Source organism: Corallococcus sp. AB045, from assembly GCF_003668895.1.
Taxonomy (GTDB): domain Bacteria; phylum Myxococcota; class Myxococcia; order Myxococcales; family Myxococcaceae; genus Corallococcus; species Corallococcus coralloides.
In genome coordinates this window covers 24,972-38,530 of the sequence record NZ_RAWN01000001.1, presented here as the reverse complement: position 1 = coordinate 38,530, position 13,559 = coordinate 24,972, and the positions used below count along the sequence as shown (strand labels likewise).

The 13,559-nt window shown below is 70.2% G+C and carries 13 protein-coding genes; 4 read left to right on the top strand and 9 right to left on the bottom strand.

All coding sequences use genetic code 11. From position 1 onward, the window contains the following. Nucleotides 1-157 precede the first annotated feature (157 nt). Nucleotides 158-715 (bottom strand): helix-turn-helix domain-containing protein, encoded by a 558-nt coding sequence (locus D7Y21_RS00160; RefSeq protein ID WP_120561396.1) that lies wholly within the window; start codon nt 713-715, stop codon nt 158-160. Nucleotides 716-805: 90 nt separating this feature from the next. Between D7Y21_RS00160 and D7Y21_RS00155 the strand changes: the two genes are divergently transcribed. Next, entirely contained in the window at nt 806-1,522 is a 717-nt protein-coding gene (locus D7Y21_RS00155; RefSeq protein ID WP_304988547.1) for an SDR family oxidoreductase, read from the top strand. Then, complete coding sequence (locus D7Y21_RS00150; RefSeq protein WP_199735334.1) at nt 1,519-2,541, top strand: S-adenosylmethionine:tRNA ribosyltransferase-isomerase; 1,023 nt, start codon at nt 1,519-1,521, stop codon at nt 2,539-2,541. The genes D7Y21_RS00155 and D7Y21_RS00150 overlap by 4 nt, the downstream gene beginning before the upstream one ends. 4 nt (nt 2,542-2,545) lie before the next feature. Here the strand turns inward: D7Y21_RS00150 and D7Y21_RS00145 are convergent, their stop codons facing one another. From D7Y21_RS00145 to D7Y21_RS00125, 5 genes are all read right to left on the bottom strand, one after another. Further along, nucleotides 2,546-3,769: a zinc-dependent alcohol dehydrogenase gene (locus D7Y21_RS00145; RefSeq protein WP_121710455.1), complete on the bottom strand. Its 1,224-nt coding sequence runs from the start codon at nt 3,767-3,769 to the stop codon at nt 2,546-2,548. A gap of 163 nt (nt 3,770-3,932) precedes the next feature. Continuing rightward, a complete protein-coding gene (locus D7Y21_RS00140) occupies nt 3,933-5,453 on the bottom strand; it encodes a Ppx/GppA phosphatase family protein (RefSeq protein ID WP_121710453.1) in 1,521 nt (506 codons plus the stop codon). Between the two features lie 118 nt (nt 5,454-5,571). After that, entirely contained in the window at nt 5,572-6,159 is a 588-nt protein-coding gene (locus tag D7Y21_RS00135; protein WP_120561401.1) for a hypothetical protein, read from the bottom strand. Between the two features lie 86 nt (nt 6,160-6,245). Then, a complete protein-coding gene (locus D7Y21_RS00130; RefSeq protein WP_120561402.1) occupies nt 6,246-7,181 on the bottom strand; it encodes a DUF3396 domain-containing protein in 936 nt (311 codons plus the stop codon). Further along, nucleotides 7,178-7,951: a hypothetical protein gene (locus D7Y21_RS00125; protein ID WP_147469150.1), complete on the bottom strand. Its 774-nt coding sequence runs from the start codon at nt 7,949-7,951 to the stop codon at nt 7,178-7,180. The genes D7Y21_RS00130 and D7Y21_RS00125 overlap by 4 nt, the downstream gene beginning before the upstream one ends. A gap of 268 nt (nt 7,952-8,219) precedes the next feature. On the opposite strand from D7Y21_RS00125, the gene D7Y21_RS00120 reads away from it, so the two are divergent. After that, complete coding sequence (locus D7Y21_RS00120; RefSeq protein ID WP_233591402.1) at nt 8,220-9,233, top strand: serine/threonine-protein kinase; 1,014 nt, start codon at nt 8,220-8,222, stop codon at nt 9,231-9,233. Between the two features lie 10 nt (nt 9,234-9,243). Here D7Y21_RS00120 and queF read toward each other — a convergent pair whose 3' ends face one another. Further along, nucleotides 9,244-9,609, bottom strand: a complete 366-nt coding sequence (gene queF, locus D7Y21_RS00115; RefSeq protein WP_120525213.1) for a preQ(1) synthase — start codon at nt 9,607-9,609, stop codon at nt 9,244-9,246. A gap of 201 nt (nt 9,610-9,810) precedes the next feature. On the opposite strand from queF, the gene D7Y21_RS00110 reads away from it, so the two are divergent. Next, nucleotides 9,811-11,715 (top strand): ATP-binding protein, encoded by a 1,905-nt coding sequence (locus tag D7Y21_RS00110; RefSeq protein ID WP_121710449.1) that lies wholly within the window; start codon nt 9,811-9,813, stop codon nt 11,713-11,715. A 51-nt stretch (nt 11,716-11,766) separates the two neighbouring features. On the opposite strand, the gene D7Y21_RS00105 is transcribed toward D7Y21_RS00110, so the two are convergent. Together D7Y21_RS00105 and D7Y21_RS00100 are read right to left on the bottom strand one after the other, a co-directional pair. Beyond that, nucleotides 11,767-12,507 (bottom strand): carbohydrate deacetylase, encoded by a 741-nt coding sequence (locus tag D7Y21_RS00105; protein WP_255427285.1) that lies wholly within the window; start codon nt 12,505-12,507, stop codon nt 11,767-11,769. Nucleotides 12,508-12,540: 33 nt separating this feature from the next. Then, entirely contained in the window at nt 12,541-13,557 is a 1,017-nt protein-coding gene (locus D7Y21_RS00100) for a PHB depolymerase family esterase (protein ID WP_121710445.1), read from the bottom strand. Nucleotides 13,558-13,559: the final 2 nt, after the last annotated feature.

Here is a 13,559-nt window from a genome sequence, read left to right as displayed (position 1 = left end):
GCGAACAGCGCTACGACACCCACGCGCATCGTCTATCTCCGGGGAGTCCACCTGGGAGGGGAATGCCCTGAATGCTTCCACCCGGGGCCGACATGACGTCGGCATCGAGGCGCGACAGCCCGGTGCTGCGGTGTCGCGGCTTCAGGCAAGGTCACTCTCAGAGCGACGGCGCAAGCAGCACGACGGAGTAGCCCACCGCCGTGCGCGCGCCGGGGTTCTCGTAGGAGTGCTTCTGGTCTCCCCGGAAGACGACGACGTCACCGGCCTCCAACACGAAGCGTTCGCCGCTGGCCACCAGCGCCAGCGTTCCGGTTTCACAGGCCAGGTACTCGCGCGTGCCCGGCGTGTGCGGCACGCCGGTGATGCGCGCCTTGGGCGGCAGCTCCATCCGGTCGAACTCCATGCCCGGCAGCGGATCCGGCAGGAGCTTGCGCAGGAAGGCCGCGCCGCGCTGCTTCATCGGCAGGCTGTCTTTCCGGTAGTGCCGGGCGCTCGCCTTGGGCCGGGCCAGCAGCTCCTCCAGTGACACCTGCAGCGCCCCCGCCACCCGGTGCAGCACCGACAGCGTGGGGTTCGCCGCGCCGGACTCCAGATGCGCCCAGGTGGCCCGGGGCACGCCCGCCAGCTTCGCGAGCTGCACCTGCGTGGCCCCTCGTGTCTCCCGCAGCGTCCTCAGGTTGCGCGCCAGCCTGCCTGGAAGGTCCTCTTCGCTCATACGCTGGCATTCTGCCAACAAATTGGCGCCCATGCCATCCCGTCGGCACCCATCCGCTATCCATGCCTCAAGGAGAGACACGCCATGGACATGCGGAATCAAGCAGTGCTGGTGACGGGCGCGAGCCGGGGACTGGGCCGGGCCCTGATGGAGGCCTTTGCCCGGCGGGGCGCCCGGGTGGTGGGCGTGGCGCGCGACGCGAAAGCGCTGGAGGCGGCGGTGGCGCCCCTGAAGGCGCGAGGACTGGCGGTGCACGGGCTCGCCTTCGACGTGGGGGAAAAGCAGGCCATCTACCCGCTGGTCGGCGCCGCCACCGCGCTGGTGGGCCCGCTGGACGTCCTGATCAACAACGCGAGCACCCTGGGTCCCACGCCCCTGCCGCTCCTGCTCGACACGGCGTGCGAGGACGTGTCGCAGGTGCTGGAGGTCAACCTGCTGGGGCCCTTCCGTCTGACGAAGGCCGTCGCGGGGAGCATGGTCGTCCGGGGCCGGGGACTCATCCTCAACATCACCTCCGACGCCGCCGTGTCCGCCTATCCCCGCTGGGGCGCCTACAGCATGTCGAAGGCCGCGCTGGAGCACCTGACGCGCATCTGGGCCTCTGAGTTCGAGGGCAGCGGCGTGCGCCTGCTCACCGTGGACCCCGGTGACATGGACACGACCATGCACCGCGACGCGCTCCCGGACGCCGACCCCGCGACGCTGGCGAAGCCGGAGGACGTGGCCGCGCGCATCCTCGCGCTCGTGGAGGCCCGGGACACCGCGTCCGGCCTGCGCTTCGAGGCCGCGAGATGGGAGGCCGCATGAACGCCGCACGCTGGCCCCGGGAACACCCCGATACCGCGAGGCTCCTGCACGTGGAGCCCCGCCGCGAACGCTTCACCGACACCGTCGCCTCGGAGCTGCCCCAACTGCTGCGCGAAGGCGACCTGCTGGTGATGAACGACGCGGCCACGCTGCCCGGCTCCCTCACGGGCCGCACCGGCTCGGGCGCCGCCATCGAGCTGCGACTCCTCTCCCGCGAACCCGACGACACCTGGACCGCCGTCCTCTTCGGCGCGGGAGACTGGCGACGGCGCACCGAGGACCGGCCCCCTCCGCCCGAACTCCCCGTGGGCGCGCGCCTGGAAGTCGGCGGACTCACCGCGCGGGTGGTGGAGGTGCTGCCCCCATCCCCCCGGCTCCTGCGCGTGGCCTTCGACCGGACCGGCGCGGCGCTCTGGCAGGCCCTCTACTCCGCGGGCCGTCCGGTGCAGTACGCGTACACAGCGGGGCCGCTCGCGCTGTGGCACGTGCAGACGCTCTACGCCTCACGGCCGTGGGCCGCGGAGATGCCTTCCGCGGGTCTGCCCCTCACCGCGTCCGTGCTGCTGCGGCTGAAGGCGCGCGGCGTGCGTTGGGCGTCCCTCACGCACGCGGCGGGGCTCTCCTCCACGGGCGACGCGGCGCTGGACGCGGCGCTTCCCCGGCCCGAACGCTCGGACATCCCCGAGCGCACCGTGTCGCTGGTGGAGGAGACTCGGGCTCGGGGTGGACGTGTGGTGGCGGTGGGCACCACCGTGGTGCGTGCACTGGAAGGGCGCGCGACGCAACACGGGAGGCTGGTGCCGGGCGAGGACGTGACGGACCTGCTGCTCGGGCCCGGCTACGTGCCCCGGGTGGTGCACGGGCTGCTCACCGGCGTACACGACCCGGGGAGCAGCCACCATGCGCTGCTGCAAGCCTTCGCGCCGCTTCCGCTCCTGCTCCGGGCCTCGGCGCACGCGGAAGCGGCGGGCTACCTGGGGCACGAGTTCGGCGACACGTGCCTCATCCTGGATTCGTGACGCGTCACTGGAGCGTGGCGCCCGGCTCCAGCTCCACCTTCACCCAGCCCGGCTTGCGCAGGTCGAAGTTGCGGTACGCGTCGATGGCGGAGGCCATGGACTTCACGTGGCTCAGGATGGCCGTGGGGTCCACCGTGCCGGAGCGCACCAGCTCCAGCAGCTTGGGGATGTACTTGCGGTGGTTGCAGTTGCCCATGCGCAGGGTGAGGTTCTTGTTCATCGCCTCGCCAATGGGGAACGCGGTCATCGTCTGCGGATACACGCCGATGATGGACAGCGTGCCCGCCTTGGCCAGCGACTGCACCGCCCACTGCGCGGCCTGCGACGGCGCGTCGCCGGGCACCCAGTTGTCCCCGTCCGGCTTCTGCTTGGGCGCGACCTGCTCCACCTCGCGCTTGAACCCGGGCTTCTCCACCTTGGCCTTCTTGGCGGCCGGGCCGTGGTGCGCGTGCTGCGCGTCCACGCCCACCGCGTCGATGGCGCGGTCCACGCCGATGCCCGCCGTGAGGCGCTTGAGCGTCTCCACCGGGTCCTCCTGCTCGAAGTTGATGACCTCCGCGCCCTGGGCCCTCGCGAGCGCCAGCCGGTCCTCGTGGCTGTCGATGGCGAAGACGCGGCCCGCGCCCAGGAGCCTCGCGCTCACGATGGCGAACAGGCCCACCGGGCCGCAGCCGAACACCGCCACGGTGTCACCCGGTTTGATCTCCGCCATCTCCGCCCCGAAGTAGCCCGTGGGGAAGATGTCGGAAACCATGATGGCCTGGTCGTCGGTGACGCCTTCAGGCACCTTCACCATGGTGACCGCCGCGTGCGGGATGCGCGCCTTCTCCGCCTGCATGCCGTCGAAGGGACCCGTCATCTCCGGCCCTCCGAAGAAGGCGGTGCCCGCGGCGGGGCCGTTGGGGTTCGCGTCGTTGCATTGGGCGTAGTAGCCCGCGCGGCAGTAAGAGCAGTTGCCGCACGCGATGGTGGAGCAGATGACCACGCGGTCGCCCACGTTGAAGTTGCGCACGTCCTTGCCCAGCTCCTCGATGACGCCCACGCCTTCGTGGCCGAGGATGGTGCCGGGCTTCATGCCCGCCATGGTGCCGCGGATCATGTGCAGGTCCGTGCCGCAGATGGCGCTGGCGGTCAGCCGGATGATGGCGTCCGTGGGCTCCTTCAGCTTCGGCTCCGGGACGTCGTCCAGCCGGATGTCCCCGATGCCATGGAAAACGACTGCCTTCATGTTCCGCTCCTTGCCCCGCCAGGGCCTCGAAAGACGTGAAGGCCCACGGCGCCTACTCGAAGGCACACGGACCCGTTCGTCTGGACTCTGGGCACGGCGGTGGGGCCGGGCAGGACCGGCGCCGCGCTCCCTCTGCTGGAGAGCGGGCGGGGAGGCAGTGGCCCTAGCGTCCCGTCGAGTGGACCTGGAAGGCGAGCCGCTTGCCGAACACCTTGCGGAAGGCCACGACCTCGCGCTCGGCGTTCCACAGCTCCAGGTCGAGGGGGTGGCGGGCGTGCAGGTGCAGCGTCACCGCCTCGCGGCCGTCCGTCACCTTGAAGTCGCGGATGGGCTGGTGGTGGCTGTGGTCCAACGCGTTCGCCAGGCGCAGCAGCGTGGCCAGCTTGCGCACGCGCCGCGCTTCGGACGGAGTGAGCCCGGCCATTCCGGAGTGGGACAGCTCCGGCGGGGAGCGCCGGTGGTAGCGGGCGACGCGCGCGATGATTTCACGCTCGCGGTCCGCGAGGCCCGGGATGTCCGCGTTGTGGATGAGGTAGTACGTGTGGCGGTGGTGGCGCTCGTAGCTGACCGCCGTGCCGATGTCGTGCAGCAGCGCGGCGACCTCCAGGTGCGGGCGCACGGACAGGGGCAGTTGGTGCAGTGAGGCCAGGCTGTCGAAGAGGGTCAGGGACAGGCGAGCCACCTGGCGGGCGTGCTTCTCGTCGAAGCGGAAGCGCTGGCCCATGACGAGGGCCGCGTCCGCGAGGCTGTGGTCTTCGCGTGTTTCGTCCTGGCGGTAGAGCAGGTCCACCAGCAGGCCGTCGCGCAGGCCGCGGTTGACGACGCTGACGGACTCCACGCCCAGGTGGCGCGCGACGCCCTCCAGGATGACGGCGCCGGAGACGATGATGTCCGCGCGGCGCGGGTCGAAGCGCTTGCGGCGGCGCTCCGGCGGCATCTTCGCCAGGGCCTCCACGGTCTGGGTGAGCTGTCGCACGGTGGCATTGCCTCCGTTGTCCGCGGCGGCGAAGCCGACCACGGCGCCAATGGTGCCGGACGAGCCCAGCGCCACGCGGGGCAGGGCGGGGAGCTTCTCCGGGAGTGTCTTGTGGAGGGTCTCTTCCACGAAGCTGCGCATCAGCCGCAGCTGCTTGGGCGTCACGGTGCGCGCGGTGTCGAACACCTCCGTGAGGCGCACGGAGCCCAGGGAGAGGCTCCAGAGCTCGTCGGCCTTCTCGCCGGTGGCGATGGCGACCTCCGTGCTGCCACCGCCGATGTCCACGAGGAGCGAGCGGGTGTTGGCGGGCTTCCTGTGCAGCACGCCCAGGCAGATGAGGCGGGCCTCCTCCTTGCCGCTGACGACCTCCAGCTCCAGGCCCGCCTCCTCGTGCACGCGGCGCACGATGTCCTGCTGGTTGCGGGCCTCGCGCAGCGCGCTGGTGGCGACGGCGCGCACCTGGGCCTTGTGGCGGCGGCAGAGCGCGGCGTAGCGGCGCAGGGTGGACAGGAGGCGGTCGGCCGTCTCCGGGGGCATCACGCCGGTGTTGAAGACGCCCTCGCCGGGGCGGATGGGGTCTCGCTCCTGGTGGAGGGTTTCAAGCGAGCCCTCGGCGTCCGGGCGGGCCAGCTCCAGGCGCACGGCGTTGGTGCCCACATCGATGGCGGCGAGGACGGGAGTCGGGGAGGGGCGTGCTGGAAGGGCCATGGGCTCGCGGACGAAAACGCCTGGAGGGGCACGGTCCTTCCGGGCCGTGTCCCTCCAGGTGGGGGCGTTTCCTAGCGTAGCCGTGTGACAGCCGTGTGGCGTTGGTGAAGATGGGGCTTCAGGAGGGGGAGACGCCGGATTCATCCTGGGCGCCGTCGGAGCGGATGATGCGGGAGCGTTCCTGCAGTTCGCGCCAGTTGGCCTCGTACTGATCGCGGGCGGTCTTCCAGACATGCCCGTGCGCGTTGCGCAGGTTCTTGAGCATCTCGCCGGAGGTCTTCAGGCCGCGCGTGATGAAGTCGAGCTCCTCGCGGGTGAGGAGCGAGTCCTCGGCCCGGGTGCGCTTGTGGGAGGCGACCCAGCGGTCCATCTGCGCGCCCAGCTCCTTCAGCTCGGCTTCGCGCTGGCGCTGGTAGCCTTCGCGGAGCTCGCCCCACCGGCTGCCCGCGTGGTCCAGGTGCTCGCGGAATCGGCTGCGGGCCTTCTCCGCGCCGGCTTTGACGCGGTCCCAGTCGCGCTGGTCCGCGCGGCGGAGCGCCTGGATCTCGCGGTTGACGTCGTCGTTGAAGGCACGGGCGCCGGTGAGGACATCGAGGGTGTCCTCACTGTCGGCCAGGTCCGCCTGGGCTTCGATTTCGCGGAAGCGAGCGGTCGCCTCACTCTGCTCGGCCTCCATCTTCTGGATGTATGCGTCCCGTTCCGTCATGGCGTCCTCCCAGGCACGTTGAATGGAAGAAGCATGGGAACGCCCGCGGGGCGGTGCAGGGCGGAGGGGGACGGGAGACGGAGCGCTCAGTCGAGGAAGCGGCGCTGCCAGCGGCGCGTCGTGGTGAAGAAGTCAGAGTCCTCTGCCCCGGCCTCCTGGTAGAGCCATGGTTCGAGCACGCGCGCGAGCTCCCGGTAGGCAGGCAAGGTCTGTCCCTGCTCGGTGTCGCCGGCCTCCGGCCATGGGCCCAGCGTGACGACAGCCCGGTCTGGACCCAGTGCTTGCACGGTGGTGCCCGGCGAGTGCAGCCGGGAGCGCAGACCTTCCACTCCCCCCAGTTCATGGAGGACCGGTGGACCCAGGAAGTTCATCCAGGCCGGGGCGCGGACTCGCGTGCCCAGGTCCCGGGCCACATCGTCGAATTCAAGCACGTCCATGGCCGGATGGCGGAAGCTCAATGCCTTCACCTCATCGCGGACGACAGATGCCAGAGGCTCGCCGTTGAATGAAAGACCCGCATGGCCTGAACCGAAGGGGAGGATACCGGCAATCTCAATCGCCAGTGCTCGGAAGCGCTCGGGGCCCTGGGCTTCCAGGAACTCCGTGGGGAAGGTCAGCCGCAGTGCGCTGACGGCGTCCGGCCAATGGAGGTCTTCGGGGGGGCGATCGAGCGCGTACCCCACGTAATGGAACTTGTACCGGTGGGGTTCCGTGGGAACGTCCGAGGTGGATCCACCCAGCAATTGAAGATGGCAGACATCTTCGTCGTGAAGGCGATGATGGATGAGCTTCCAGCTCTCCGTGTCGATTGTCTGCCATTGGCCGTCGAGATCTCCATAGAAGCCCAGGGCGTCCTTTCCAATGGCCTCCCGATAGAGGTCGAGCGCCCGCTGTATCCGAGGCTTCAAGGCGTTGTGCGCGTGCGGCATGAAGAGACACAACTGGAGGCCGTCATTCACGGCGAGGAGGTCTGGCCCGAAGTCATCTCTGATGTAGATCCGAACGCGGGGCAGGCTTGTCATCGGAGTATCCCCCACCTGGGAATGACGCGGAGAACCTGCTCATGGCCTAGATTGAAGGCGTCCATATAGGTGTTTTTCTGTGTCGGATCGGTGGGCGAAGCGCTCTTTGAAAGGGGCCGCCACCCGGGCGCGGAGGTCGTGGCGGCGTTCGAACAGAAGAACTTGAAATCGTAGACCGCGCTGACCCGGATGAGGTCACCGGAGTGAATGACAACGTCCGGTGAGACCGTCCCCTTCAGCTCGTACAGGAACCGGGGCTGCTTGAGCAGTTCGACCTCTTGGCGACTCAAGGGCGTGAAGGTGCCGGTGCGTTGAGCAAGGCGGTAGGTCGGCTCGATGCTGAAGCGCCCTGGAATCACGGCCTCCAGGCCCTCTGCGGCGCACGCCAGCGCCACGGCGTGCATCTGTTCCCCCAGCCAGATGGCACGGGACACGGTCTCGCCTCGAGCATTGCGAACCAGTTCGTTGCACTGCTCGACCGTAGGGTCCTTCCCATCGTGATACCGGAGCATCACCTCCGACCGTGCATCCTCCGCGCATTTCTTCAGCACGGACTCCACTGCCCGTTTCGCCTCCGCGTCCAGGGCCAGCTTCGCCCCCGCCATCAGCGTGGCCACTTGCGCCGCGCGTGGGACGGGCACCACCGACTCCTGCCCGACGCACAGCGCAGGCTGGGTCCGGCAGGTGTTCGACACCGAGTCCATGCCCTGCTGCGCATACGTGCGCGGACGTGGCCCCGCGCAGCCGCCCAGCCCCACCGCCACGAACACCCACAGCCAATCCGTCCCGCGTCCCAGTCCCGTGTCCCCATCCTGCCAGTCCCCGCGCCACAGGTAGGCCCCCTGGCGTGAGACAGCGACACCGCGCCTTTCCATCACACCTGTGCGAACCCACCCCTCCATGGAGGGCCCATCGACGCATGAGACGTGAATCGATACCCTGCGGCCCGTGACCGTCGCCGCCGCAGAGAAGAGTGAGAGGATCCGTCACCGCAAGATTGGCGCCTGCCGCGTGCTCGGCGAGCTGGGCCGCGGCGGCATGGCGTTGGTGTATCGCGGCCTGCATGAGCTGCTTCAGCGCGAGGTCGCCATCAAGGAGCTGCTCCCCGAAGGCCAGCGCGACCAGGAGGCCTTGTCCCGCTTCCGCCGCGAGGCGCTGGCGCTCGCCGCCTTCCGCCACCAGAACATCGTCACGCTCTATGACCTGGTGGAGAAGAACGACAGCCTCTTCATGGTCATGGAGTACGTGGACGGTCCCACCCTCCACGGCCTCATCAAGGACGGCCCGCTGCCTCCGGACGTCGCCGCCGTCATCGGCGCGCGCATCGCCAGCGCGCTCGACCACGCGCACTTCCGCCGCATCATCCACCGCGACCTCAAGCCCGCGAACGTCATGCTCACCAAGTCCGGTGAGGTGAAGCTCATGGACTTCGGCATCGCCAAGGACGTCAGCCTCGAAGCCCTCACCCAGCAGGGCATGGCCGTGGGCACGCCGTCGTACATGTCCCCGGAGCAGGTCACGGGCGCGCCCATCGACGCGAGGACCGACATCTTCTCCCTGGGCGTGCTTCTCTACGAGGCCCTCTCCGGCACCCGCCCCTTCGTGGGCAAGACGGCCGGCGAAGTCTTTGCCCGCATCCGCGACGGCAAGTTCACGCCGCTCCAGAAGGTGGCTCCGAACGTGCCGCCACCGCTCGCGCGCATCGTGAAGCGCGCGCTGTCGGTGAAGCCGGAGGCCCGCTTCCCGGACGCCGCGGCCATGCGCCGCGAACTGGACCTGTTCCTCGCCCACGAGGTGCGTGTGTCCCACCCCGCGCTGCTCGTGGCCTTCCTGCGCTACCGCGAGAAGCTCACGGAGACGGAGGCCCTGGCCCACCTGACCCAGCAGGAGCTGGGCGTGCTGGACGTCTTCGCCACGAAGAAGCCCTCACGCGCTCCGAGCAAACTCAAATGGGTGCTGGCCGCGCTCACCGCCGGCATCGCGGCGGCGGGCACCGGCCTCTACCTGTCCCAGTCCCAGTGGGTGCCGCTCCTGGAGCAGCTCACCCGCTGAGAGGCGTGGCTCAGGCCTGCTTCTTCTTGTCGTGCGTGACGGTGACGATGGTCCCGATGCCGCCGCGCACGAAGAAGTCACCCACCACCGTGAGCTTGCGCGGCTGGATGGCCTTGATGATGTCGTCCGCGATGGTGTTGGTCACCTTCTCGTGGAAGGCGCCCTCGTTGCGGTAGGACCACATGTAGAGCTTCAAGCTCTTGAGCTCCACGCACAGCTGATCCGGCACGTACTTGATGGTGAAGCGCGCGAAGTCCGGCTGGCCCGTCAGGGGGCACAGGCAGGTGAACTCCGGCACGTCGAAGGCGATCTCGTAGTCGCGATCGGCGGCGGGGTTGGGGAAGGTCTGGATTTCCTTGGACGGCTGAGAGGACATGCGCTGTCGTGTAGCACACGTTCGGCGCGTGTCACCGCCCTCCACAACGGCGCCTCCCTGGCCGCCCGGTGCCGGCTCTGTTCGGGGCCCAACGTGCCGCGACCCTCCGGGACAGGAGAACGTCCGGGGGTGGTTGGCGATCATGCTCGGGGATTCCTATCTCCCTCCGGCGACCCCTGTTGCGAGCGCGTCCCGCCCCTCATGCTGCCACCCAATGACGTCGAGGATGTCCTCTCGTGCCTGCCCCAAGCGCTCCTGCGTGTGGGTCCTGACTTGCGCGTCCAATGGTGCGAGGAGGGCTTCGCGGCCAAGACGGGCGTGACGCTCTCCCCGGGCAGCACCCTGCTGGAGGCCCTGGAGCCCGGCCGCAGCCTGGACGCCCTGGAGCGCGCCATCCGCGAGCACCGGGCCCACTCCGGCCATGTCATCACCCGCACGCTCCGGCAGGTGCGTGTGCAGGTGAAGCCCACCCACACGAACGGCACGGCCGGGGCGTGGCTGGTGGTGGAGCCGTCCGGCGTGGACGACGAGGGCGCGTTTTCACAGGCCGTGCGGGAGATTGCTCGCGCGGTGGGTGAGTCGCTGGAGGTCGACCGCGTCTGCTCGGCCGCCGTGGTTTCGCTGGTGCGGTGTGCCCAGGTGCGGCGCGCGGAGGTGTTCCTCTACGAGGAGGACGACGCGACGCTCAAGCGCATGGCGGTGTCGGACCTGGAGGGCCTGGACGCGCCGCAGGACGCGTTCGACCCGTCCGAGGACCCCTACCGTCAGGCCCTGGCCCTGCGCCAGCCACAGTTGGGCATCCAGCGTGGCTACGGCGACGCGGTGGGCTCCGTGTTCGCGGCGGTGCCGCTGTGCGCGCCGCGCCGCACGGTGGGGCTGCTGCTCATCTACAAGGAACAGGGCGCGTCCTTCTCCGTGCGTGAGCTGGAGATGTGGAGCGCGGCGGCCAGCCAGCTGGCGGTGGCGGTGGAGAACGCGCGGCTGTTGCGGGAGGCCCAGTCCGCCCTGCGCGTGCGCGAGGAGTTCATGTCCATCGCGTCGCACGAGCTGAAGACGCCGCTCACGCCGCTGAAGCTGGGCCTGTACTCCATGGAGCGCCGCATCGCCGCGGGGCAGCCGGTGCCGCTCTCGAGCGTGCTCAAGTCCAAGCGGCAGGTGGACCGGCTCGCGGGGCTGGTGGAGGACCTGCTGGACGCAAGCCGCCTGGAGCTGGGCCGGCTGGCGCTGGACTCGTCGCCATTGGAGGTGGGGCAGCTGGTGGCGGAGGTGGTGGACCACTTCCGGCACGCCTTCGAGCGCCCCTTCACGGTGGACGTGCCGCACGACGGCGTCTGGGTCCTGGGGGACAGGGACCGGCTGGAGCAGGTGCTGGTGAACCTGCTGGAGAACGCGCACAAGTACAGCCCGGCGGGGGCGCCCATCGCGGTGCGGGTGGGGCGCACGGGCGAGTCCGCGCGCATCCAGGTGCAGGACCACGGCATCGGGATTCCGGGCGCGGATCAGGCGCTGGTGTTCCAGCGCTTCTACCGGGCGCGCAACGTGTCGCACCGCAACTTCGGCGGGCTGGGCCTGGGCCTGTTCATCAGCCACTCCATCGTGAAGATGCACGGCGGCGCGCTGGCGCTCCGCAGCCGCGAGGGCGAGGGCTCCACGTTCCTCTTGGACCTGCCGCGCATGCCCGCGCACGAGGTGCGGAGGCTGCCCCGGCGCGTGCTGGTGCTGGACGAGGACTCGAATCAGGAGGCCACGGCGGAGCGCACCCTGCGGGCGGAGGGCTTCGAGGTCTTCACCGTGCAGAGCGGCGCGGAGGCCCTGCGCAAGGCGACGCACCTGCCGGTGGACCTCATCGTCCTGTCCACGAGCGCCACGCAGTCCGCGGTGGGCAGCTTCCTGGAGACCTTCGCCACGCTGCCCCGCGCGCGGCCGGTGCCCATCCTGCTGGCGGGGGATGCGCGGCCGTGGTGGGCGCAGGAGAACGCCGCGCTGTGTCCCCGGCCGTACCGCCCGGAGGAGCTGCTCGCGGGTGTGCGCACCGTGCTGACGCGCGAGAAGCGCCGGACGCTGACTCCGGTGGAGTCGGAGCTTCCGCTCGTCACGCCCGCGTGAGACTGCCCGTGCGGAGGATGCTGAGGCCGGTGGAGTCGAAGCTTCCGCTCGTCACGCCCGCGTGAGTGGGGCCTCACGCAGGACGCGGAAGTCCGTGGGGCGCACTCCCGCTTGTTCCAGGGCCGTGCGCGAGCGGGCGTCCACGAAGGTGGTCCACTCCACCTCGCGCTGCGCGGCGTAGCGCGTGGTGACGAGCTCGGGCAGGTGGCCGGGGTGACACATCCACTCCGTGACGCCTTCCGCGGGCAGCGCCGCCAGGGACTGGGAGAAGCGCTCTGGCGTCCAGTACGCCGTCGCGCCGGACTCGCCCACGAAGTGGTCGTTCGTGGCCACGCCCCGGGCCCTCAGCGCGCCGCGCATGTCCGCGTCGATGGACCGCACCGGCAGGCCCGCGCGCCTCGCGACGCGTGACAGTCCCTCCAGGACCTGGGGATTCCGGTGCAGGTGCTTGTGCACGTCCAGGTGCGTGGCGGCCTGGCCCAGCAGCCGTTCCAGCCGCTCCAGTTGCGCGAGCGCCTCCGCCTCCACCACGTCCGCGGGGAGCGTTCCCACTCGGGTTCCGTCGAGGCTTCCATCGACGGTGCTCCACTCGCGCGGGAAGCCAGGGGCCACGGGCGCGCCCCGGTCCAGGTTCAGGTGCAACCCGATGGCGAGCCCCCGGGCCTGCCTCGCGGCGGACTCGGAGTCCGGTGCGTTCACCAGCAGGGTGGCGGAGGAGACGACGCCCTCGCGCAGTGCCTGGAGGATGCCTCGGGTGATGCCCGGGTCGTAGCCCAGGTCATCGGCGTTGATGATGAGGGCGCGGGGCGGCGTGGCTTGCCTCCTTCAGGGGCGGGGACGCGCCTGGAAGAAGCGCCACATCTGGAGGGACGCGTCCAGGTCCGTCGTGCCGCCATTGTAGAGCGGCTGCCCAGGCCACGCATGCTTGCCGCCGGTGACGGTGCACAGGCTCGCGGTGGCGCTCTCCGGCTGGCAGCCCGTATACGCCACGCAAGTACTGTTGCCCTGCTGATACGTCTGTTGCTGGGGGCCGGTGCAGCCGTTGAACTCCGCGAAGCGGCGCACGGACTCCGGAGCGGACGGGTAGGGCTTGCCTCCGAGGACGTTCTCGCCTCCGTCGTAGAAGATGGTCTCGTCTGCGCTGCCGTGGATATGGAGCACGGGGACGGGGCGCGACGGGCGGCAATCCGTCACGCCCTCCATGCCCGACACGGGCGCGATGGCGGCGATGCGCTGCGCGCGCTCACAGGCCAGCCGGTAGGAGAAGAAACCCCCGTTGGAGAAGCCGTTGGCGAAGACGCGGCGCGGGTCGGTGCACACGCGCGTGTCCAGGTCCGCGAGCAGCGCGTCCACGAAGCCCACGTCGTCCACGTTGCCAATCTGCGCCGGGCCACAGCACGCCTCGCCGTTCCAGCCCCGCGTGTCCGGTTCGCCGCGACCGTAGACTTCCGGGAAGTTGAGGCCGCGCGGGTACACCGCGATGAAGCCCTCCGCGTCGGCCAGGGTGGAGAAGCCGGTCAGCTGCTCCTGCTCCTGTTCGGTGGAGCCGAAGCCGTGGAAGCTGAGGACGACGGGCGTGGGCTTCGTGGCGTCGTAGCCCGCGGGGACGTGGACGCGGAAGGCGCGGGTGTGGCCGCCGTGCTCGACCGTCCAGTCGTAGGTGCCGGGCGTCACGGTGAGGCCCGCGCAGGCCGTGCGGTCCGCGGGGGCCACGTCCCCGGCCGGGGTGCCCGGAAGCCCCGTTTCGTCATCGGGCGGGGTGCCGGAGTCGTCCGTGGAGCCGCACGCGGTGGCGGTCAGCAGCAGGCTGGACGCGGCGAGGGCGAGGAGGCGAAGGCGCATGG

Coding starts and splice junctions, on each gene's coding strand:
- D7Y21_RS00160 (WP_120561396.1), bottom strand. CDS start 715: ATGAGCGAAGAGGACCTTCCAGGCAGGCTGGCGCGCAACCTGAGGACG.
- D7Y21_RS00155 (WP_304988547.1), top strand. CDS start 806: ATGCGGAATCAAGCAGTGCTGGTGACGGGCGCGAGCCGGGGACTGGGC.
- D7Y21_RS00150 (WP_199735334.1), top strand. CDS start 1,519: ATGAACGCCGCACGCTGGCCCCGGGAACACCCCGATACCGCGAGGCTC.
- D7Y21_RS00145 (WP_121710455.1), bottom strand. CDS start 3,769: ATGAAGGCAGTCGTTTTCCATGGCATCGGGGACATCCGGCTGGACGAC.
- D7Y21_RS00140 (WP_121710453.1), bottom strand. CDS start 5,453: ATGGCCCTTCCAGCACGCCCCTCCCCGACTCCCGTCCTCGCCGCCATC.
- D7Y21_RS00135 (WP_120561401.1), bottom strand. CDS start 6,159: ATGACGGAACGGGACGCATACATCCAGAAGATGGAGGCCGAGCAGAGT.
- D7Y21_RS00130 (WP_120561402.1), bottom strand. CDS start 7,181: ATGACAAGCCTGCCCCGCGTTCGGATCTACATCAGAGATGACTTCGGG.
- D7Y21_RS00120 (WP_233591402.1), top strand. CDS start 8,220: ATGGCGTTGGTGTATCGCGGCCTGCATGAGCTGCTTCAGCGCGAGGTC.
- queF (WP_120525213.1), bottom strand. CDS start 9,609: ATGTCCTCTCAGCCGTCCAAGGAAATCCAGACCTTCCCCAACCCCGCC.
- D7Y21_RS00110 (WP_121710449.1), top strand. CDS start 9,811: ATGCTGCCACCCAATGACGTCGAGGATGTCCTCTCGTGCCTGCCCCAA.
- D7Y21_RS00100 (WP_121710445.1), bottom strand. CDS start 13,557: ATGCGCCTTCGCCTCCTCGCCCTCGCCGCGTCCAGCCTGCTGCTGACC.